The sequence below is a fragment of the Caulobacter sp. NIBR2454 genome (genome assembly GCF_027474405.1).
Taxonomy (GTDB): Bacteria; Pseudomonadota; Alphaproteobacteria; order Caulobacterales; family Caulobacteraceae; genus Caulobacter.
In genome coordinates this window covers 1,317,951-1,337,776 of sequence record NZ_CP114871.1, presented here as the reverse complement: position 1 = coordinate 1,337,776, position 19,826 = coordinate 1,317,951, and the positions used below count along the sequence as shown (strand labels likewise).

At 67.9% G+C, this 19,826-nt stretch carries 20 protein-coding genes; 15 read left to right on the top strand and 5 right to left on the bottom strand.

Features of this window, described 5'->3' with window-relative positions:
* Positions 1–42: 42 nt before the first annotated feature.
* Positions 43–1,398 (bottom strand): phosphoglucosamine mutase, encoded by a 1,356-nt coding sequence (gene glmM, locus O5K31_RS06575; RefSeq protein ID WP_269716508.1) that lies wholly within the window; start codon positions 1,396–1,398, stop codon positions 43–45.
* A gap of 141 nt (positions 1,399–1,539) precedes the next feature.
* On the opposite strand from glmM, the gene glmS reads away from it, so the two are divergent.
* Together glmS and O5K31_RS06565 are read left to right on the top strand one after the other, a co-directional pair.
* Positions 1,540–3,360: a glutamine--fructose-6-phosphate transaminase (isomerizing) gene (gene glmS, locus O5K31_RS06570; protein WP_269716507.1), complete on the top strand. Its 1,821-nt coding sequence runs from the start codon at positions 1,540–1,542 to the stop codon at positions 3,358–3,360.
* 37 nt (positions 3,361–3,397) lie between these two features.
* On the top strand, positions 3,398–4,258 hold the full coding sequence (locus O5K31_RS06565) for an SDR family oxidoreductase (RefSeq protein WP_269716506.1): 861 nt from the start codon (positions 3,398–3,400) through the stop codon (positions 4,256–4,258).
* Between the two features lie 216 nt (positions 4,259–4,474).
* On the opposite strand, the gene O5K31_RS06560 is transcribed toward O5K31_RS06565, so the two are convergent.
* Positions 4,475–4,882 carry a hypothetical protein gene (locus tag O5K31_RS06560; protein ID WP_269716505.1) on the bottom strand — a complete coding sequence of 136 codons (408 nt, stop codon included), beginning with the start codon at positions 4,880–4,882 and terminating at the stop codon, positions 4,475–4,477.
* Between the two features lie 38 nt (positions 4,883–4,920).
* Positions 4,921–5,664 carry an alpha/beta fold hydrolase gene (locus tag O5K31_RS06555; RefSeq protein ID WP_332367272.1) on the bottom strand — a complete coding sequence of 248 codons (744 nt, stop codon included), beginning with the start codon at positions 5,662–5,664 and terminating at the stop codon, positions 4,921–4,923.
* 97 nt (positions 5,665–5,761) lie between these two features.
* On the opposite strand from O5K31_RS06555, the gene O5K31_RS06550 reads away from it, so the two are divergent.
* The gene (locus O5K31_RS06550) at positions 5,762–6,925 is read left to right on the top strand and encodes a glycosyltransferase family 4 protein (protein WP_269716504.1); all 1,164 of its coding nucleotides are present in this window, start codon (positions 5,762–5,764) and stop codon (positions 6,923–6,925) included.
* A complete protein-coding gene (locus O5K31_RS06545; RefSeq protein WP_269716503.1) occupies positions 6,922–7,893 on the top strand; it encodes a glycosyltransferase family 9 protein in 972 nt (323 codons plus the stop codon). The genes O5K31_RS06550 and O5K31_RS06545 overlap by 4 nt, the downstream gene beginning before the upstream one ends.
* A gap of 37 nt (positions 7,894–7,930) precedes the next feature.
* Here O5K31_RS06545 and O5K31_RS06540 read toward each other — a convergent pair whose 3' ends face one another.
* Positions 7,931–8,791 (bottom strand): BON domain-containing protein, encoded by an 861-nt coding sequence (locus O5K31_RS06540; RefSeq protein WP_269716502.1) that lies wholly within the window; start codon positions 8,789–8,791, stop codon positions 7,931–7,933.
* A 237-nt stretch (positions 8,792–9,028) separates the two neighbouring features.
* Between O5K31_RS06540 and infC the strand changes: the two genes are divergently transcribed.
* The 11 genes from infC (at position 9,029) to O5K31_RS06485 (ending at position 19,131) form a co-directional block, all read left to right on the top strand.
* Positions 9,029–9,550: a translation initiation factor IF-3 gene (gene infC / locus O5K31_RS06535; protein ID WP_269716501.1), complete on the top strand. Its 522-nt coding sequence runs from the start codon at positions 9,029–9,031 to the stop codon at positions 9,548–9,550.
* Positions 9,551–9,672: 122 nt separating this feature from the next.
* The gene (locus O5K31_RS06530) at positions 9,673–11,640 is read left to right on the top strand and encodes an alpha/beta hydrolase family protein (RefSeq protein ID WP_269716500.1); all 1,968 of its coding nucleotides are present in this window, start codon (positions 9,673–9,675) and stop codon (positions 11,638–11,640) included.
* A gap of 64 nt (positions 11,641–11,704) precedes the next feature.
* Complete coding sequence (locus tag O5K31_RS06525) at positions 11,705–12,193, top strand: MarR family winged helix-turn-helix transcriptional regulator (protein ID WP_269716499.1); 489 nt, start codon at positions 11,705–11,707, stop codon at positions 12,191–12,193.
* Positions 12,190–13,503, top strand: a complete 1,314-nt coding sequence (locus O5K31_RS06520; protein WP_269716498.1) for a S41 family peptidase — start codon at positions 12,190–12,192, stop codon at positions 13,501–13,503. Before O5K31_RS06525 ends, O5K31_RS06520 begins: the two co-directional genes overlap by 4 nt.
* 123 nt (positions 13,504–13,626) lie before the next feature.
* On the top strand, positions 13,627–13,827 hold the full coding sequence (gene rpmI, locus O5K31_RS06515) for a 50S ribosomal protein L35 (protein WP_269716497.1): 201 nt from the start codon (positions 13,627–13,629) through the stop codon (positions 13,825–13,827).
* 15 nt (positions 13,828–13,842) lie between these two features.
* A complete protein-coding gene (gene rplT, locus O5K31_RS06510) occupies positions 13,843–14,199 on the top strand; it encodes a 50S ribosomal protein L20 (RefSeq protein WP_269716496.1) in 357 nt (118 codons plus the stop codon).
* Between the two features lie 135 nt (positions 14,200–14,334).
* On the top strand, positions 14,335–15,408 hold the full coding sequence (pheS, locus tag O5K31_RS06505; protein ID WP_269716495.1) for a phenylalanine--tRNA ligase subunit alpha: 1,074 nt from the start codon (positions 14,335–14,337) through the stop codon (positions 15,406–15,408).
* The gene (locus O5K31_RS06500; RefSeq protein WP_269716494.1) at positions 15,408–15,740 is read left to right on the top strand and encodes a DHCW motif cupin fold protein; all 333 of its coding nucleotides are present in this window, start codon (positions 15,408–15,410) and stop codon (positions 15,738–15,740) included. The genes pheS and O5K31_RS06500 overlap by 1 nt, the downstream gene beginning before the upstream one ends.
* A 3-nt stretch (positions 15,741–15,743) precedes the next feature.
* The gene (gene pheT, locus O5K31_RS06495; protein ID WP_269716493.1) at positions 15,744–18,170 is read left to right on the top strand and encodes a phenylalanine--tRNA ligase subunit beta; all 2,427 of its coding nucleotides are present in this window, start codon (positions 15,744–15,746) and stop codon (positions 18,168–18,170) included.
* A gap of 407 nt (positions 18,171–18,577) precedes the next feature.
* Positions 18,578–18,880, top strand: coding sequence for a hypothetical protein (locus O5K31_RS06490; RefSeq protein ID WP_269716492.1), 303 nt, complete (start codon positions 18,578–18,580; stop codon positions 18,878–18,880).
* Entirely contained in the window at positions 18,877–19,131 is a 255-nt protein-coding gene (locus tag O5K31_RS06485) for a hypothetical protein (RefSeq protein ID WP_332367271.1), read from the top strand. The genes O5K31_RS06490 and O5K31_RS06485 overlap by 4 nt, the downstream gene beginning before the upstream one ends.
* Before the next feature lie 17 nt (positions 19,132–19,148).
* On the opposite strand, the gene O5K31_RS06480 is transcribed toward O5K31_RS06485, so the two are convergent.
* Entirely contained in the window at positions 19,149–19,748 is a 600-nt protein-coding gene (locus O5K31_RS06480) for a DUF1134 domain-containing protein (RefSeq protein WP_269716491.1), read from the bottom strand.
* Positions 19,749–19,826: the final 78 nt, after the last annotated feature.

Below are 19,826 nucleotides of genomic sequence, written 5' to 3'. Positions count from 1 at the left end.
TTCACCTGGGCCCCGGCCTTCGCCGGGGTGAGCGGAGTTAGATCAAGCCGCCGCCGACTTCACCGCGCCGGCGATTTCCTTGACCAGCTTGTTGACCAGCTTTTCGTCGTCGCCCTCGGCCATGACGCGGATCAGGGGCTCGGTGCCCGAAGCCCGGACCAGCACCCGGCCGGAGCCGTTCAGCTTGCCCTCGGCGTCGGCGATCGCGGCCTTGACCTTATCGTGCTCCAGCGGCTTGGCCCCGGCGGCGAAGCGGACGTTCTCCAGCTTCTGCGGCACGGGCTCGAACTGACGCGCCAGCTTGCTCATCGGCTCGCCACTGTCGACCAGCACGGCCAGCACCTGCAACGCCGCGATCAGGCCGTCGCCCGTGGTCGAGAAGTCCGAAAGGATCACGTGGCCCGACTGCTCGCCGCCCAGGTTGAAGCCGCCCTCGCGCATGCGGGCCATGACGTAGCGGTCGCCCACCCCGGTGCGCTCCAGCTTCAGCCCCTTGGACGCCATCAGGCGCTCCAGGCCCAGGTTGGACATCACCGTCGCCACCACGCCGCCGCCCTTCAGCAGGCCACGCTTGGCGTAGGCGGTGGCGATGATCGCCATGATCTGGTCGCCGTCCACCACCAGGCCGTTCTCGTCGCAGATCACCAGCCGGTCGGCGTCCCCGTCCAGGGCGATGCCGATATCGGCGCGGTATTCCTTCACCGCCTTGGCCATGGCCGCCGGATGGGTCGAGCCGCAGTCGGCGTTGATGTTCACCCCGTCCGGGTCGATGCCCACGGGGATCACCTCCGCGCCCAGCTCGTACAGCACGGTCGGCGCGACCTTGTAGGCGGCGCCGTTGGCCCCATCGATCACCACGCGCAGGCCCGACAGGTTCATCTGGCGCGGGAAGGTCGCCTTGACGATCTCCACATAGCGGGCCTGAGCGTCGTCGATGCGCTTCACACGGCCCAGCGCCGCCGGGGTCGCCAGACCCTCCTGCAGGCCCTCGTCCATGTAGGACTCGATCTCCAGCTCCTGGGTGTCCGACAGCTTGTAGCCGTCCGGCCCGAACAGCTTGATGCCGTTGTCGGCGAAGTTGTTGTGGCTGGCGCTGATCATCACGCCCAGGTCCGCGCGCATGGAGCGGGTCATCATCGCCACCGCCGGCGTCGGCAGCGGGCCGAACAGCCGCACGTCCATGCCCACGCTGGTGAAGCCCGCCACCAGGGCCGGCTCGATCATGTAGCCCGACAGCCGCGTATCCTTGCCGATCACCACCAGATGGCGGCGGTCGTCGCGCGAGCGGAACAGCTTGCCCGCCGCCAGACCCACGCGCAGCGCGACCTCCGCCGTCATCGGATGCTGGTTGGCCTGGCCGCGGATGCCGTCGGTGCCGAAGTAAGAGCGCTTGGCCATAGGTCTGAGACTCGTGCGAAACGATGCGAAATCTAGATTTATGCGGGCGAAGCGGCGCCGGGTGATAAAGCCTCGCCGCAAGCCTGCGTCGGGGCAGGATTAAACCCGTCCGGCGCATTCGACAAAGGATCAAAGCGTTCCATGTGCGGCATCATCGGAATCGTCGGCAAGGCCCCGGTGGCCGAACGTCTCGTGGAAAGCCTCAAGCGCCTTGAGTATCGGGGCTATGACAGCGCCGGCGTCGCCGCCCAGGTCAACGGCGTGCTGGAGCGCCGCCGCGCGCCGGGCAAGCTGCGCGAGCTGGAATCGGTCCTGGCCGCCGACCCGCTGGTCGCCCAGACCGGCATCGGCCACACCCGCTGGGCCACCCATGGCGCCCCGACCGAGCGCAACGCCCATCCGCACATCGCCGGCCGCGTGGCCGTGGTCCACAACGGCATCATCGAGAACTTCGCCGAGCTGAAGGCCGAGCTTCAGGCCAAGGGCCGCGTCTTCTCCAGCGACACCGACACCGAGGTCGTCGCTCACCTGATCGACCAGAACCTGATCGAGGGCAAGGACCCCCTCGCCGCCTTCAAGGCGACCCTGGACCGCCTGTCCGGCGCCTATGCCCTGTGCGTGCTGATCATGGGCGAGAGCGAGATGATCTTCGGCGCCCGCAACGGCCCGCCCCTGGTGGTCGGCTATGGCGACGGCGAGATGTTCATCGGCTCCGACGCTTTGGCTGTCGGCCCCTTCACCAACCGCGTGCTCTATCTAGAGGACGGCGACTACGCCGCCGTGGACCACACGTCCGCCCGTGTCTTCGATCACACCGGCGCGGAGGTCAGCCGCCCGGTGAAGGTCGTCGCCTCCTCCGTCGCCCTGATGGAGAAGGGCAACTATCGCCACTTCATGGAAAAGGAGATCCACGATCAGCCGGAGGGGTGCCAACGCACCATCGCCGCCTATGTGGACCCCATCGGCGCCCGCACCGCCGTGCCCGGCGACATCGACTGGGCCAACCTGGAGCGCATCCAGATCGTCGCCTGCGGCACCTCCTACATCGCCGGCATGATCGGCAAGTACCTGATCGAGAAGTACGCCGACCTGCCCGTGGACGTGGAGATCGCGTCTGAGTTCCGCTACCGCGAGCCCTCGATCCGCCCCACCGCCCTGGCCATCGCCATGAGCCAGTCGGGCGAGACCGCCGACACCCTCGCCGCCCTGCGCTACTGCCAGGCCAAGGGGATGAAGAGCGCCGCCGTGGTCAACGCCGTGGAATCCACCATGGCCCGCGAGGTCGATGTGGTGTGGCCGATCCACTGCGGCCCCGAGATCGGCGTCGCCTCGACCAAGGCCTTCACCGCACAGGTCAGCGTCCTGACCGCCATCGCCGTTGCCGCCGCCCGCGCCCGGGGCCGCATCGACGCCGCCGAGGAAGAGCGTCTGGTCAAGGTGCTGCTGGAAGCCCCGCGCCTGATCGCCGAATCCATCCAGCTGGAAGACGCCGTCCGCGCCGTGGCGTCGGAGATCGCCAAGGCCCGCGACGTCCTCTATCTCGGCCGCGGCCCGATGTCGGCCCTGGCTCTGGAAGGCGCCTTGAAGCTCAAGGAAATCAGCTACATCCACGCCGAAGGTTATGCGGCCGGCGAGTTGAAGCACGGTCCCATCGCCCTGGTGGACGAGAATACCCCGATCATCATCCTGGCCCCCTTCGACAGCTATTTCGAAAAGTCGGCCTCGAACATGAGCGAGGTCATGGCCCGTGGCGGCCAGGTGGTCTTCATCACCGACCCGCAGGGCGCCAAGCACGCCCCGGCCGGCGCCCGCGTGGTCATGACCGCCCCGCCCTGCGACCCGCTGATCGCGCCGCTGGTCATGTCCGCCCCGATCCAGCTTCTGGCCTATCACGTGGCCGTCCAGAAGGGCGCGGACGTGGATCAGCCACGCAATCTGGCCAAGTCGGTGACTGTCGAGTAGCTGGACGCCGCCGCCGCATCAGTCCCATGATGCGGACGTGAAGCTTTTGACCTTCGGCCACGGCTATACCGCCCGCGCCCTCGCAACGCGCCTGTCCCCCAGCGGCTGGACCACCACCGCCGTCGCCCGTGATGCGGGCAAGGCCGCCGATCTGCGGGCCCTGGGCGTCGAGGCGGTGGCCGGCGACGACCGCCCCGCCCTGGTCGCGGCGCTCAAGGGGGTCTCGGCCATCCTCATCTCCGCCCCGCCGACGGCGGAGGGGTGCCCCGGCCTCAACACCCTGGTCCCGGCCCTGGCCGAGGCGAACGCCTTCCCCGACTGGATCGGGTATCTCTCCACCACCGGCGTCTATGGCGACCTTGGCGGCGGCTGGGCCTTTGAGACCAGCCCCCTGCCCGCCAGCTCGCCCGAGGGCGCCCGCCGCGTGGCCGCCGAGCGCGACTGGATGCAGGTCGGCCGCGGCATGGGCCTCACCGTCCAGGCCTTCCGCCTGCCCGGCATCTACGGCCCCCGCCGCAGCGCCTTCGACCGCCTGCGCGACGGAACCGCCCGCCGCATGGTCAAACCGGGCCAGGTCTTCTCGCGCATCCACGTGGACGACATCGCCGCCGCCCTGGCGGCCTCCATCGAACGCCCTCGCGCCGGCCGCCGCTACAACCTGTGCGACGACGAGCCCTGCCCCCCGCAGGACGTGGTCACCCACGCCGCGAAACTGCTGGGTGTCGAGCCCCCGCCCGAAACCCTCTTCGACCCGGAAAAACTCCCCCCCGCCGCCCTGCGCTTCTACGCCGAAAGCAAACGCGTCTCGAACGCCCGCGCCAAGGCGGAGCTGGGCTGGCTGCCGCAGTTTCCGACGTACCGAGAGGGGTTGGCGGCGATCCTGAAGGCTGGCGGGTGAGAGCGCGGAACGTCAATATCACAACCCGTCACCCTAGGCCTTGTGCCTAGGGCCCAGAAACTCCGCGTAGGCCGGAAGAGCGCAGCAACCTCCGCCTCACGAACCCCTGACCTCAGCCGTGTCTGGATCCTCGCCACAAGGGCGAGGATGACGAACTAACGGAATGCAAAGCACCCTCATCCCCGGCCCCTCTCCCATCGAGGGAGAAGGGGGAACCTACCCCTTCCAGTTCGCGTACCGCCCGCACTCCGGATCGATCACCAGGCCGCCCTCGCCCACGGGCTCGACCGTCCAGCGTCGCTCCAACAGACGCACCACATCGGCCGACAGCTTCTCCCGCTCCGCCTTAGCCCCCGAAAAGCCGATCGCCAGCTGATAGAACGCCAGGCCGGTGTTGCCCGCCGCCAGGCCCGCCCCGTCCTTCTCGACGGCGATCTGGACGACCGGGCGCGACGGACCCGACGGCGCCGTCTCCCGACTGCTGTCGGCGAAGGTCATGCCCTCAGCGTCCGCATAGCCCTTCAACAGGCCCTTGAACGCCTCCAGCCCCGCCGGGTCCTGCACGCAGACCTCCAGCTCGGGGGCGTAGGGCTCGGGTTGGGAACAGCCGGCGACAGCCAGCACACTTACGCAGGCGAGCGCCGCCGACAAAAGGGAAAGTCTCAAACCAGCTCCTCCACCGCCGCGATCAGGCGCGCGATATCCTGGTCCCGCGACAGGCGATGGTCCCCGTCCTTGATCAGGCTGAACACCACGTCGTCCGACCGGATCGCGTGGGCCAGGGTCAGGGCGTGCATCCACGGCACGTCGGGGTCCTGGCCGCCCTGCAGGATGCGCACCGGAACCGCCACATTCACCGGCCCGGGCAGGATCGACCAGCGGGCGCCATCCTCCAGCAGCTGGCGGGTGATCGGATAGGGATCGCCGTACTCCGACGGCCGCATCCACACGCCGTCGCGGGCCAGGGCTTCATGCGCCTCGGGCGGAAACTCCGGGATCATCAGCTTCTCGGTGAAGTCCGGCGCCGGGGCGATCAACACCATGGCCTTGACCCGTTCAGGCCGCGCCGCCGCCGCCAGGCAGGAGATCCAGCCGCCCATGGACGAGCCCACCAGCACCACCGGCCCCGTCGTCAACTGGTCGATCACCGCCAATGCGTCCTCGCGCCAGCGGGTGATGGTCCCGTCCCGGAACGCGCCCTCGGACTCGCCATGGCCGAAATAGTCGAAGCGCACGAAGGACCGCCCCTTGGCCGTCGCCCAGTCGGCCAGGGCCTGGGCCTTGGTCCCGCTCATGTCCGACATGAAGCCGCCCAGCCAGACCACCGTCGGCCCCGCCCCGGACACGCGCCGCCACGCCAGCGGCGCCCCGTCCACAGGTTCCAGGCGTCCGGATGATTCGGTCATGGCGTTAACGGGGCTCTTTGATTAGTAACGGCGGCTACCTGACTTACCCGCCTCTACGCCTGCGTGAAACGGCAGAGGCGAAGCTGGACGCAACTCCTTGGCCCTGCCACCCGATTTCACCCTGTTGCAGGTGACGCCGGAACTTGAAACCGGCGGCGCGGAACAGACCACCCTGGACGTGGCCAATGCGGTGATCGCGGCCGGCGGCACGGCCCTGGTCGCCACGCGGGGCGGGCGCATGGCTCAGAAGCTCACGGCCGAAGGCGGACGCCTGGCCCAGATGCCGATGCAGTCCAAGAACCCGCTGGTCATGCTGGGCAACGCCTCGCGGCTGGTGGACCTGATCCGGCGCGAGAAGGTGGACCTGGTCCATGTCCGCTCGCGAGCCCCGGCCTTCAGCGCCCTATGGGCCGCGCAGACGACCAAGACCCCGCTCGTGGCCACCTATCACGGGGTCTACAACGCCAAATCCGGCCTCAAGCGCTGGTACAATGCGGTGATGACCAAGGGCGACTTCGTCATCGCCAATTCCGACTACACCCGCCGGCACGTGATCGCCGAGCATCACCTGGACCCCGACCGGGTGGTCAACATCCCGCGCGGCGTGGACCTGCAGCGGTTCGAGCCTCGCCTGATCGCCCCCAGCCGGGTGGAGACCCTGCGCCGCGCCTGGGGCCTCGACCCGACGGATCACCGGGTGAAGGTCCTGCTGGCCGGGCGCCTGACCCGCTGGAAGGGCCAGGCCCTGCTGATCGACGCCGTCGCCCGGCTGAAGCGGCGCGGCGAGAGCAATTTCCTGATCATCCTGGCCGGCGACGACCAGGGCCGGCGTGACTATCGGGCGGAGCTTGAGCGCAAGATCAGCGCGGAAGGGTTGAGTGACAACGTGCGTATCGTCGGCCATTGCGACGACATGCCCGCCGCCTACCTCATCGCCGACTACGCCGCCGCCCCCTCGCTGGAGCCGGAGGCCTTCGGCCGCACCGCCGTCGAACCACAGGTCATGGGCCGCCCGGTCCTGGCCGCCGCCCATGGCGGGGCGCTGGAGACCGTGGTCCATGGCGAGACCGGCTGGCTGGTCACCCCGGGTGACGCCGACGCCTGGACCGACGCTCTGGCGCAAGCCGTCGCCCTGCCCGCCCACAAGCGCATGACCATGGGCGAGGCCGGCCGCACCCGCACCCGTCGCCTGTTCTCGGTCGAAGCCATGTGCGCCGCCTATCTTGATGTCTACGCCAAGGTGCTGGAGGCCCGCCGATGAGCCGCCCCGTGCGCAAGGTGCTGGTGATCAAGCTGGGCGCCCTGGGCGACTTCGTCCTGGCCCTGGCCGCCGCCGCCAAGATCCGCGAGGCGCATCCCGAGGCCCACATCACCCTGCTGACCACCCCGCCCTACGAGGCCCTGGCCAAGGCCAGCCCCTATTTCGACGCGGTGGAGACGGACGGACGCCCCGAGGACGCCGCCAGCCTGCGCGCCCTGATCAAGCGCATCCGCGCCAGCCGCTATGACCGGGTCTACGACCTGCAGACCTCCGGCCGGTCCAGCCGCTACTTCTACGCCCTGTGGCCGTTCGCGCCGAAGTGGTCGGGCATCGCCAAGGGCGCGGCCTTCCGCCACAAGAACCCCGAACGCGACCAGATGCACACCCTGGAGCGCCAGGCCGACCAGCTGAAGGTCGCCGGCATCTGGCCGGACGCGCCCACCGCACCTGGCGAGGCTCCGGCGCCGGACGTCTCCTGGATGGGCGAGACGGCGATCAAGATTCGCCCCACCCGCCCCTTCGTGATCCTGGTCCCCGGCGGCTCGGCCCACCGGCCCGGAAAGCGCTGGCCCGCCGAGCGCTTCAACGAGGTCGCCCGCTACCTGACCGACGCCGGCTACGATCTGGTCGTCATCGGCGGTCCGCAGGAGACGCCGCTGGCCCGCATCATCGCCCGAGGCGCCAAGGGCGTTCGCGACCTGACCGGCCGGACCGATTTCTCGCAGATCGCGGCCCTGGGCGCCAAGGCGGCCCTGGCCATCGGCAACGACACCGGGCCGCTGCACCTGATCACCGCGGCCGGGGCGCCGACCATCGCGCTGTTCTCCAACGCCTCGGATCCGGACCTGTGCGCTCCCCGTGGCCACGTGACCATCATCCAGTCCAACAACCTCGACGACCTGCCGGCCGCGACGGTGCTGGTGGCGGCCAACGCCATGCTTCCGCGCAAGGAAAAGGCCCCCGCCTGACGGCGAGGGCCTCGACCATGTCCGACGTCTGCTGGCGCTAGCCCGGCGGGATCGAACTGATCGCGCTGGTTAGCGACTCGTCGCCCGAAGCATTGACCCGCAGATTGTTCTGCACGTGGCCCACGCCGCTGATCGACTCCGCGAGGTTCTCCGCCCGGCGCTTGTCGTCACGGCTGCGCACCGTGCCGGTCAGGGTGACCTCCGACTCGCTCACCGACACGTCGATGTTCGATGCGTCCAGCCAGGCGTCGTCGGTCAGGCGATCATTGACGTCGTCGCGGATACGCTCGTCCGAGCGGCGATAGCCCTTCGGACCCCGGCCGCGATGCTCGCCGCGCGCCAGTTCGCGCTGGCGGACGCGGGCCTCGGCGTCATCGTCGCCGAAGAAGGCCGAGATGCGGTCGCCGGCCCGTTCGGTCCAGCTACGCTCCTCGCCGCCGCTGCGCCAGTCGCGGCCCCGCGAACGGTTGGTGTCGGCGTAGGTCCCGCCGCCATAGCCGTACTCGTCCGCACCATAGCCATAGGCCGAGTAGCGGCGCTGATCGTCATGACGGTCGCGATCGTAGTCGCCATAGCGGGCCTGATTATCCAGGCCTGGGTCGTTGCCGCCGCCCAGGCCGGCGGGATTATAGCTCTGGTCGCCGTAACCGCGCCCGGTGCGGCGGGGCGGAGCCTCGCTGTAGGACGTCGGCGTGCGGTCGCCATAGGTGCGGCCGCCCTGTCCGTATGCGCCCCGGCCGCCATGGCGGCGGGCGCGTTCGTGGTCGCTGTCGCTGGAATAGCGCCCGAACTCGCGGTCACCGCCGTAGCCGCCGCGGCCGTCGTCACGGCCTTCCCACCAGCTGCGGTCGTCGCGCCAGTCGCGGTCTCGGTCGCTCCACCTGTTGTCATCGGCCATGGTCGTTTCTCCTTTGTGCGTAGAAAAGGGCGCGCGGGGGATCAATCGCCCGTCCCACGGCATTAAACCCATCGACGACCGGCCAAGTTTCTTCGAATTCGCACCGCTAAACGGCTCGCGCCCATAGGCTCTGCTTGAAGAAAGGCGGCCCATTCGTCATATATCGAGCCAACGTGGCGTACGTGTGCGCCGCGCGATTGCTGTAACAGGTCCGGAGCACCGCCTATTCGCCGCCCGATGCAAGCGCCCCCCGTCAAGGACGGCCCGCGCACCAATGATGAGATCCGCGTTCCGCGCGTCCTGCTGATCGACCAGAATGGCGAGAAGCAGGGGATCATGCCGACGTCCGCCGCCCTTGAGGCCGCGGAAGAGGCAGGTCTCGATCTCGTTGAAATCGTTCCGAACGCTGATCCGCCGGTCTGCAAGATCCTGGACTACGGCAAGTACAAATTCCAGGAACAGAAAAAGAAGAACGAGGCGCGCAAGCGCCAGAAGGTCGTCGAGATCAAGGAGATCAAGCTGCGGCCGAACATCGACACTCACGACTACGACGTGAAGGCCAAGTCGATGCATCGCTTCTTCGAAGAAGGCGACAAGGTGAAGGTCACCTTGCGCTTCCGCGGCCGTGAAATGGCTCACCCGGAACTCGGCATGAAGCTGCTCCAGAAGGTCAAGGCCGACTTCGACGAAGTCGCCAAGGTCGAGTACGAGCCGCGCATGGAAGGCCGGCAGATGATCATGATCCTGGCGCCGCGCTAGGAACTGCATCTCTCCACAAGACAAGACGCCCCGGCATCGCTGCCGGGGCGTTTTTCGTTTGCGCCGCCGGCCGGTGAACCGTACCCATGATTCTTCCCATGGTTGCGTTTCAGTAGGGGTGCATGAAGCGTATTCTCCTGGCTGGCCTCCTGGCTTGCCTATCCTTAGCTGCGCCGGCCTTGGCCGCTCCGCTCGAAGCCTATGGCCGCCTCCCGTCGATCGAGGACGTACAGATTTCTCCCGACGGCCAGCTTCTGGCCTCCTCCGTCACCGACGGCGGAGAGCAGCGCCGGATCGTGGTGCGGCGCATATCGGACAACAGCGCCGTGTTCGCCATCGCCGCCGGTGACGCCAAGTTGCGGGATTTGCGCTGGGCGGGATCGGACCACATGGTGATCACCAGCTCTCGCACCAGCACGGCTCATGGCATCGTCGGCGGTCGCCGCGAGCACTATTTGGCGCTCCTGGTCGATATCAAGAACCGCAAGACCAAACACCTCCTCGCTCTTGAGGAGAACGCTATGAACGTGATCGCCCGCCAGCCGGAGGTGCGAACGATCGACGGCGCGCCCACGGTCTTCCTGAATGGCTTTCGCCTAAAGACCAATCGAGGTCTGGCCAACTCCACGACGCTCTATCTGACCGTTTTCCGCCACGACATCGCCAAGGGCCGCACCTCGGTAGTCGCCCAGGGTGAGGATGGCGTCGCCGATTGGGCGGTCGCGCCTGACGGCACGGTGTTGGCCCGGTCCATGTACAGTGAGCAGAGCGGCCGCTGGGCGCTGCAGATGCGCGACGGCGGCGGCTGGAAGATAGTGGCCGAGGATATCCTGCCGTTCGGGCCGCCCCGACTGCGCGGCCTTGGCCGCACGCCAAACTCCGTTGTGACCCTCTCGCCCAAGGAGGCGCGCGAGGGTGAAAGCGACGATGACGGCGCCGACGGCGAGCGCACTTTGAGGGAATATCGTCTCGATGGAACCTGGGACTTGCCGCTCGGCGCCAGCGAGCTGATCCACGATCCCGCCACGAGTCTCCTGATCGGGGCCAGCGAGATCAAGGGTGACGCCGGCCAATACGTCTTCTTCGGTCCCAAGGCGGAAGCCGCCTGGCGGGCTATCGTACGCGCCTATCCCGACCAGCAGGCGGCGTTGGTGTCCTGGGCCGACAACCGCCGCCGGATCGTGGTGAAGGTCGACGATCCCAAGATGGGGCCGGCCTACGCCCTGGTGGACCTGGACGCCAAATCCGCCGCCTGGATCGGCGATGTTTATCGCGACATTGCCGAGACGGACGTCTCGCCCATGCAGGCGATCTCCTACAAGGCGCAGGACGGGCTGGAGATCACCGGCTATCTCACCCTGCCACGCGGCAAGCCGGCCAAGAACCTGCCGCTGATCGTCCTGCCCCATGGCGGCCCCGCCGTCCGCGACAGCCCCGGCTTCGACTGGTGGAGCCAGGCGCTGGCCTCACGCGGATATGCCGTGCTGCAGCCGAACTTCCGAGGTTCGGGCGGCCTGGGGGCCGCCTTCATGGCGGCAGGCTTTGGCGAATGGGGTCGCAAGATGCAGACGGACGTCAGCGATGGCGTAAAGCATCTAGCTAAGCTGGGGATCATCGACCCCAAGCGGACCTGCATTGTCGGCGCCAGCTACGGCGGCTACGCCGCCTTGGCCGGCGTGACGGTCGAGCAAGGCGTCTATCGCTGCGCCGTATCCGTCGCCGGAGTCGCCGACCTCCGCAGAATGCTCCAGATACAGTCCGGCCCTGGCAAGCGTAACTATCCGGCTTTGCGCTACTGGACCAACTTCATGGGCGCTGACGGCGCGCGAGACCCCGACCTGACGCCGATCTCCCCCGCTATGCAGGCCGCGAAAGCCGACGCCCCGATCCTGCTGATCCACGGCAAGGACGACACCGTCGTCCCCTATGACCAGAGCCGCTACATGGCTGAAGCCCTTAAGAAGGCTGGGAAGCCGTATGAGCTCATCACCCTGACTGGCGAGGATCACTGGCTCTCACGCGGCGCCACCCGTCTGCAGATGCTCCAAGCCACCGTCGCCTTCCTCGAACGCGAGAACCCGCCGAACTGACTTTCCCACGCAGCTAGGCTAAAGATGCTTGCATATCAGATATGTAAGTTGTTACATATCTGATATGGACTATATAGCGCAAAAGGGAGCGTCGGCCTTCGGTTCACGTCTCCGCCGCCTCATCGATCGCCTCGACCGCGAGGTTCAGGACATCTATCGCAGCGCCGATGTTGGCTTTGAGCCGCGCTGGTTCTCGGCCTTCATCGCCATCCGCGACGCCGGCTCCCTGACCGTGGGCGAGATCGCCGAGCGGACGGGCGTCACCCACGCCGCCGTCAGCCAGGTGCGCTCCGCCATGGAGGCCGCCGGCCTGGTCCAGTCGGAGTCCGACCCCAGCGACGGCCGCGTCAAACGCCTGAGCCTCACACCCAAAGGCGTCGCCGAAGCCGAGCGGCTGGAACCGCTGTGGGCCGCCATCGCCGCGGCCACCGACCAGTTCCTGGGCGAAGGCGCGCCGCAGATGCTGGCCCAGCTGGACGGCCTGGATACCGCCCTCTCCCGCCAGGGACTCAAGGATCGCGTGATCGAGCAGATGAAGGCCAAAGGCAAATGAACCGCGCCCTGCCCTTCGCCCTGGCCGCCGCGCTGCTCGCCACAGCCGCCGGGCCCGCTTTCATCCAGACCCCCGCCGCCGCTCAGGTCGTGCGCATAACCCCCGCCCAGACCGCCGCCGCCCTCGCCGAGATCAAGAAGCAGGTCCGCGAAAGCTACGTCTTCCCCGAGCGGCGGGAGACCATCATCAAGGCCCTCGACGCGGCCCAGGCGTCAGGCCGCTACGCCGTGACCGACCCGTTCGAGCTGGCCGCCCGCATTGGCGAAGACCTGGGAACCTCCAGCCGCGACAAGCACATGGGCCTGAGCTGGAGCCCCGCGCAGTACGCCACCGCGATCGCGCCTCGGACCGCCGCTGGCGACGACGGCTCCTACTGGCGCAACCGCGCCATCCGCGAAAACAGCGGCCTGACCGAGCAGAAGATCCTGCCGGGCAATGTCCGGTACGTGAAGCTGGCGCCCTTCCTCTGGCAGGATGATCTATCGCCCGCCGCCTATGACGGCGCCATGCGCTTCCTGGCCGGCGGCGACGCGGCGATCATCGATCTGCGCGGCAATGGCGGCGGCTCGCCCGTGGCGGTGCGCTATCTGACCGACCACTTCATGCCGGCGGGCCAGCGGCTGATGTCCTTCCACTTCGGCGGCGAGACGCCGGAACTTTCAACCACCGTCGAGCCCAAGGTCGGCCGCGTGAAGGCGCCGCTCTATGTCCTGATCGACGGCGGGGTCGCCTCAGCGGGCGAGGAGTTCGCCTATCACGTGGAGCAGTTCAAGCTGGGCGAGCTGGTGGGTCAGACCACGGCCGGCGCGGCGAACCGCAACAACCTGAACCCCATCGCGCCAGGCTTCATCTTCAGCATCTCGGTCGGCCGTCCCGAACACCCGGTCAGCAAGACCAACTGGGAGGCGGTCGGCGTCAAGCCGGCGGTCGAGACTCCCGCCGCCAAGGCCCTCGATGTCGCCCTGGTCCGGGCGTTGGAGAAGCTTGAGGCCGCGGCAGCCCCCGCCGAGAAGGCTAAATATGCCTGGGCTCGCGTCGACGCGGCCGCCCGCGCCAATCCCGTCGCCCTGTCTGGTTCGCCCGCCGCCTATGCCGGAACGTTCGGCGAGATGGCGGTCAACGATTCGGCCGAGGGCCTGATGTTCGTGGCCCCCAACCGTCCGCCGGCGCGCCTGACGCCGCTGGCGCCCGATCTCTTCGCCATCGACGGCTCGGTCCGCCGCGCCCGCTTCGTCCGCACGGGCGGCGCGGTCACGGGTCTGGAACTGCTGCGCGAGAACGGCGAGGTCAAAGCCTATCCAAAGGGCTAGTACGCTTGCCACCGGGCGGCTTTTAGCCTAGAGACACCGCCTTTCCGGAACCGCCTGGCTCGTTTGGCATGCCATGGCGGTTCGTCATGCTTGTAGAGGACGGCGCTTCGGCGCCGACGCAAAATGCCTAAGTTGAAGACCAAGTCGGGCGCTAAAAAGCGCTTCAAACTGACGGCCACCGGCAAACTGAAAGCCGGTGTGGCGGGCAAGCGCCACCGTCTGATCAGCCACAACGGCAAGTACATCCGCCAACAGCGCGGCACGAAGGTCATGAGCGCGGCGGACACCCGCACGATCAAGACCTACCTGCCCTACGGCCTGTAAGAGGAGCGCTGACACATGGCACGCGTTAAACGGGGCGTAACCGCCCACGCTAAGCACAAGAAGGTTCTGGAGCAGGCCAAGGGTTTCTATGGCCGCCGCAAGAACACCATCCGCACGGCCAAGGCCGCGGTGGACAAGGCCGGCCAGTACGCCTACCGCGACCGCAAGGTCCGCAAGCGTAACTTCCGCTCGCTCTGGATCCAGCGCATCAACGCCGCCGCGCGTCTGGAAGGCTTCACCTATTCGCAGTTCATCCACGGCCTGGGCAAGTCGGGCATCGAGATGGACCGCAAGGTCCTGGCCGACATCGCCGGCCAAGACCCGGTCGCGTTTAAGGCCATCGCCGACAAGGTTCGCGCCGCGCTGGCTTAAGGTCTTGGGGCTCTAGTCCCTCGAGTTTGAAAAGCCCTCCGGTGCGAACCGGGGGGCTTTTTGCTGCGCGCTTCCCTAGTTTCAACCCAGCCCGAAACCGCTTAGACCAGCCCCGCCCGAAGCCGAATTAGCAAAATGACCGATCTCGCCACGCTCGAAGCTGACATCACCGCCCAGATCGCCGCCGCCGGCGACGTCGCCGCCATCGAGGCGGTCCGCGTCTCGGCGCTCGGCAAGTCCGGGTCCGTCTCCGCCCTGCTGAAAACCCTCGGCGCCATGAGCCCCGAGGAGCGCAAGGAGCGCGGCGCGCAGATCAACGCCGTCCGCGACCGGGTGCAGACCGCCCTGACAGAGAAAAAGGCCCTGCTGGAGACGGCCGAGCTCGACGCCCGCCTGGCGTCCGAGACCCTCGACCTCACCCTGCCCGCCCCGCACCGCCGCAAGGGCTCGGTCCACCCGACCATGCAGACCATGGACGAGATGGTCGCCATCTTCGCCGAGATGGGCTTCGCCGTGGCGGAGGGCCCGGACATCGAGGACGACTTCCACAACTTCACCGCCCTGAACTTCCCCGAGAAGCACCCGGCGCGTGAGATGCACGACACCTTCTTCTTCAATCCGAAGGAAAGCGGCGAGCGCATGCTGCTGCGCACGCACACCAGCCCCGTGCAGGTGCGCACCATGCTGTCCCAGAAGCCCCCGATCCGGATCATCGCCCCGGGCCGCACCTATCGCTGCGACAGCGACGCGACCCACACCCCGATGTTCCATCAGGTCGAAGGCCTGGTGATCGACAAGGCCATCCACATGGGCCACCTGAAGTGGACCCTGGAGACCTTCCTCGCCCGCTTCTTCGAGACGGACGCGGTCACCACGCGCTTCCGACCGCACCACTTCCCCTTCACCGAGCCCAGCGCCGAGACCGACGTCGGCTGCGACCGCTCGGGCGGCGAGATCAAGATCGGCACGGGCAGCGACTGGCTGGAGATCCTGGGCTGCGGGATGGTCCATCCCAATGTGCTCAAGGCCTGCGGCATCGACCCGAACGAGTACCAGGGCTTCGCCTTCGGCATGGGCGTCGATCGCCTGGGGATGTTGAAGTACGGCATGCCCGACCTGCGCGACATGTTCTCGTCGGACAGCCGCTGGCTGGGCCACTACGGGTTCAGCGCCTTCTCCGCGCCGAACCTGGCCTCGGGCCTCAGCTGATGAAGCTGCCCGACAGCCCCTTCACGGCGGTGGACTGGTCGGCGATCGAGCCCACGGTCCATCCCGGCGACACCGGAACGGCGACCTGGCGCACGATCAATGTCGGCGACATGCGCATCCGCCGCGTCGACTATTCGCCCGGCTATTTCGCCGATCACTGGTGCGACCGCGGCCACGTGATCTTCGTGCTTGAGGGCGAGTTGATCAGCGAGCTGAAGGACGGCCGCAAGAACGTCCTCACCGCCGGCATGAGCTATCACGTCTCCGATTTCGGCGACCCCGCACACCGCTCGTCGACCTCGGTCGGCGCCAAGCTGTTCATTGTAGACTGACCGATGAAATTCACCCTCTCCTGGCTCAAGGACCACCTCCAGACCGACGCGACGATCAGCCAGGTCGTCGACGCCATGACCATGGCGGGTCTCGAGGTCGAACACGTCACCGATCCGGCCACCAAGCTGGCGCCGTTCACGGTCGCCAAGATCGTCGAGGCGGTTCAGCACCCCAACGCCGACCGCCTGCGCGTCTGCCAGGTCGATACGGTGGACGGCCGGAAAGAGATCGTCTGCGGCGCCCCGAACGCGCGCGCGGGCCTGACCACCATCTACGCCCCCATCGGCGCCTATGTGCCGGGCCTGGGCGTCACCCTGGTCGAGAAGCCGGTTCGCGGCGTCGTCTCCAACGGCATGCTCTGCTCGGCGTCCGAGCTTGAGGCCGCCGGCGACAGCGACGGCATCATGGAGTTGCCCGACAGCCTGGCCGTCGGAACGCCCGCCGTGGACGCGCTCGGCCTGGAAGGCGTCATCGACTTCGAGGTCACCCCCAACCGTCCCGACTGGCTGGGCGTCAACGGCATCGCCCGCGATCTGTCCGCCGCTGGCCTCGGGACCTTCATCGACCGCAAGATCGAACCTGTCCCTGGCAAGTTCCCCTGCCCCATCACGGTGAAGGTCGATGGCGACGCCTGCCACATCTTCGCCGGCCGCCTGATCAAGGGCGTCAAGAACGGCCCGTCGCCCAAGTGGCTGGCTGATCGCCTGCTGGCCATCGGCCTGCGCCCGATCAACACCCTTGTCGATATCACCAACCTGATCACCTACGACCGCGCCCGCCCCCTGCACGTCTATGACGCCGCAAAGCTGGTCGGAAACGTGATCGAGGCGCGCCTGGGCAAGACCCCGGCCCAGGCCGGTCCGGCGCATGAGCCCTCGCCCGAGAAGCACTCGGACGAGCAGCTGATCGCCCTGGACGGCAAAACCTACGACCTGTCGTCGGACATGTCGGTCATCGCCGACGCTGGCGGCGAGCGTCCCATCGGTATCGGCGGCGTCATGGGCGGCGAGTCCACCGGCTGCTCCGACGACACCATCGACGTCTTCGTCGAGGCCGCGTGGTTCGACCCGATTCGCACCGCCCAGACCGGTCGCACCACCGGCATCAACTCCGACGCCCAGTACCGCTTCGCCCGGGGCGTCGATCCGGAAAGCTGCGCGGCCGGCGTCGAGCTGGCCACACGGATGATCATCGACCTCTGCGGCGGCGAGCCGTCAGAGATCACCGTCGTCGGCAAGGCGCCAGCCGCGCCCGCCCCGGTCGCCTTCGACCCTGCCTATGTTCAGCAACTGTCGGGCCTGTCGGTCAGCACCGACAAGACCAACGCCATCCTCACCGCCCTAGGCTTCAAGGTTGAAGGCGGCATGGTCACCCCGCCGTCCTGGCGCCGCGATGTGCATGGCAAGGCCGACCTGGTCGAGGAAGTGGCTCGCATCGCCGGCTTCGACAGCCTGCCGTCCACGCCCCTGCCGGAAGTCGCCCGCGCCGTCGGCGGGGTGCTGACGCCCAAGCAGGCTCGCGCCCGCCTCGCCCGCCGCGCCCTCGCGGCCGCCGGCTATCAGGAAGCCGTCACCTGGTCGTTCACCTCCAAGGCCACGGCCGAGGCGTTCGGCGGCGGTCAGCCTGACCTTGTGCTCGCCAACCCGATCGCGGCCGAACTCGACTGCATGCGCCCGTCGATCCTGCCCAACCTGATCGAGGCGGCCGGCCGCAACGCCCGCCAGGGCTTCCCCGATGTCGCCCTGTTCGAGGTCGGCCCGGTGTTCCACAGCGACCGTCCCGACGGCCAGCGCACCGCCGTAACCGCCATCCTGGCCCCCCACGCTCCGCGCGGCTGGGACAAGCGTCCCGCCGACGACGTCTACACGGTCAAGGCCGACCTTTTGGCCCTGCTGGAGGAGATGGGCGCGCCTGTCGCCTCCCTGCAGACCGCCCAGGGTTCGGCCAGCCCCTGGTGGCATCCAGGCCGTTCCGCCCGCCTGCAGCTCGGCCCCAAGGCCGTACTGGCCGAGTTCGGCGAGATCCACCCGGCGGTCCTCAAGACCCTCGACGTGGCCGGTCCTGTCTATGCCTTCGAGATCTGGCTGGAGACCGTGCCCGAACCGAAGAAGAAGGCTTTGAAGACCAAGCCCGCCTACACCGGCTCGGCCCTCATGCCGCTCACCCGCGACTTCGCCTTCGTGGTGGAAGCGGGCAAGCCGGCGGGCGACCTGATCAAGGCGGCGCTGGGCGCCGACAAGACCCTGGTCACCGCCGCCCGTGTCTTCGACGTCTACCAGGGCCCCGGCGTCGCCGACGGCTTCAAGTCCATCGCCCTCGAGGTCGTGGTCCAGCCGGTCGACCACACCCTGACCGACGCCGAAATCGAAGCCCTCTCAGCCAAGATCGTCGCGGCGGCGGAGAAGGCCGGAGCGAAACTGCGGGGGTGACCCCTGCGTGCTTCGAGACGCGCTCCGCGCTCCTCAGCATGACGAACTCTGAATCCGTCATCCTGAGGAGGCCGCAGGCCGTCTCGAAGGACGCACCTTGCTGCTAACGGCGCGTCAGGTTAAACCTCGACCCGCACACGGAGAACCTCGTCGGAATGCATCCGCGTTTTGACATCGCCGCAATGAACGCCGCGAGCCGCATGGCCTCGTGCGTTTCGCCGTGCGCCGCGCTCATGACCGCCACCATTAAAATTATGACCGTCTCCAATCGGACGGGGCGTCGGCGCGCGACCACTTAAAATAGCCGACAAAAGATCGCAGGATCTTCCAAAGCCCCGCTCCGGAAACGGACGCGGGGTTTTTGTCGTGCGGTCTTCGTCGGTCCAACCTCAAAGGACCCGAACGAAATGTCTTCTCTGCCCTACGCCTTCCCCCTTCCCGACGCGTCGCCCCAGCGATCCGTCGTTCACCTGCTGCTCGTCGCCGCGGCCAACGCCCAGGCGGCGCTTGAGGCCGTGCGCGCCGGCCTCGACCTATCCGGCGGCGAGCTGGCCGGCCTGACCCTCAAGCCCGTGGGCGAGATCGTCGAGGCCTCCCTGCGCGTGCGTGAACTCAGCGATGACGCCGCCGTACGCCTGACCGCCAACCTGGCCACGCGCCCCGGCGTCAGCTCGGCCCGCGTCGAGCACCTGTGGGGCAAGGCCTCGTGAAACCGGAGAGCGACAAACGCCGCCTGTTCATGATCAGCGCGGCCGACACCAATGACGCCCTGCTGCGCGTGCTCAACGTCGTGTCCGTGCAGCAGGCGCGTCTGCGCCGGGTCGAGGCCTCAACCACCGGCGAGGGCCTGACCATCGCCCTTGAGACCGATGACGAGGGCGATGAGCGCGCCGACCTGCTGGCCAGCCGCCTCGGCGCCTGTCTGGCGGTGCGCGGCGTCGGTTTCGGCTGGCGAATGTGACGCTCGCCAGCCCTCTTTTAGAACGGGATGATGTTCCGCTGCCGGCTATAGGCCAGATAGCCGATATTGGCGCCCAGGCGCAGGCCTACGCCCGCGCGGATCGGCGCCAGGGTGATGGTGTCCGCCCGCTGATAGTTCACGCCCAGGCCGCCGATCAGATAGGCCGAGCCCTCGACGCCGGGGAACCGGCGGAAGATCGCGTCCGGGTACTGCAGATTATAGCACAGGGTGAAGACCCGGCTGCCGTTGCCGCCGATGTCCCAGCCGATGGACGGACCCTGCCAGAAGGTTTCCTGGGTCGGACGCCCCTTCATGTAAAGCAGACCGCGGCCGTAGCGCGCCCCGATGGTGAAGGCGGCCGAGGCCTCCTCCCCCGCGATATAGGCCGTCGGACGGCCATTATCGGCGAAGATCTTCTCCACCGCCCCGCCCAGGGCCTCGGCGGTCACGCCCAGGAAATCCGAACCCTTCTGGACGATCTCGTCCATGGTGTAGGGATCGGCCTGCTGGGTCCCATCTTCGTTGAAGCTGCTTTGCGCCTCGCGCGGCTGGGCCGTGGCGCAGCCGCCCGTGGCGAGGGTCGCGATGCCGGAGGCGAGAAGAAGTCGGCGATCCATGGCGGGCCTTTCGAATCAGGAGCTTGGCCGAAAGTGACTGACCATTTCGTCGGGTTTGCGGCGGCAAGCTTAATGGGA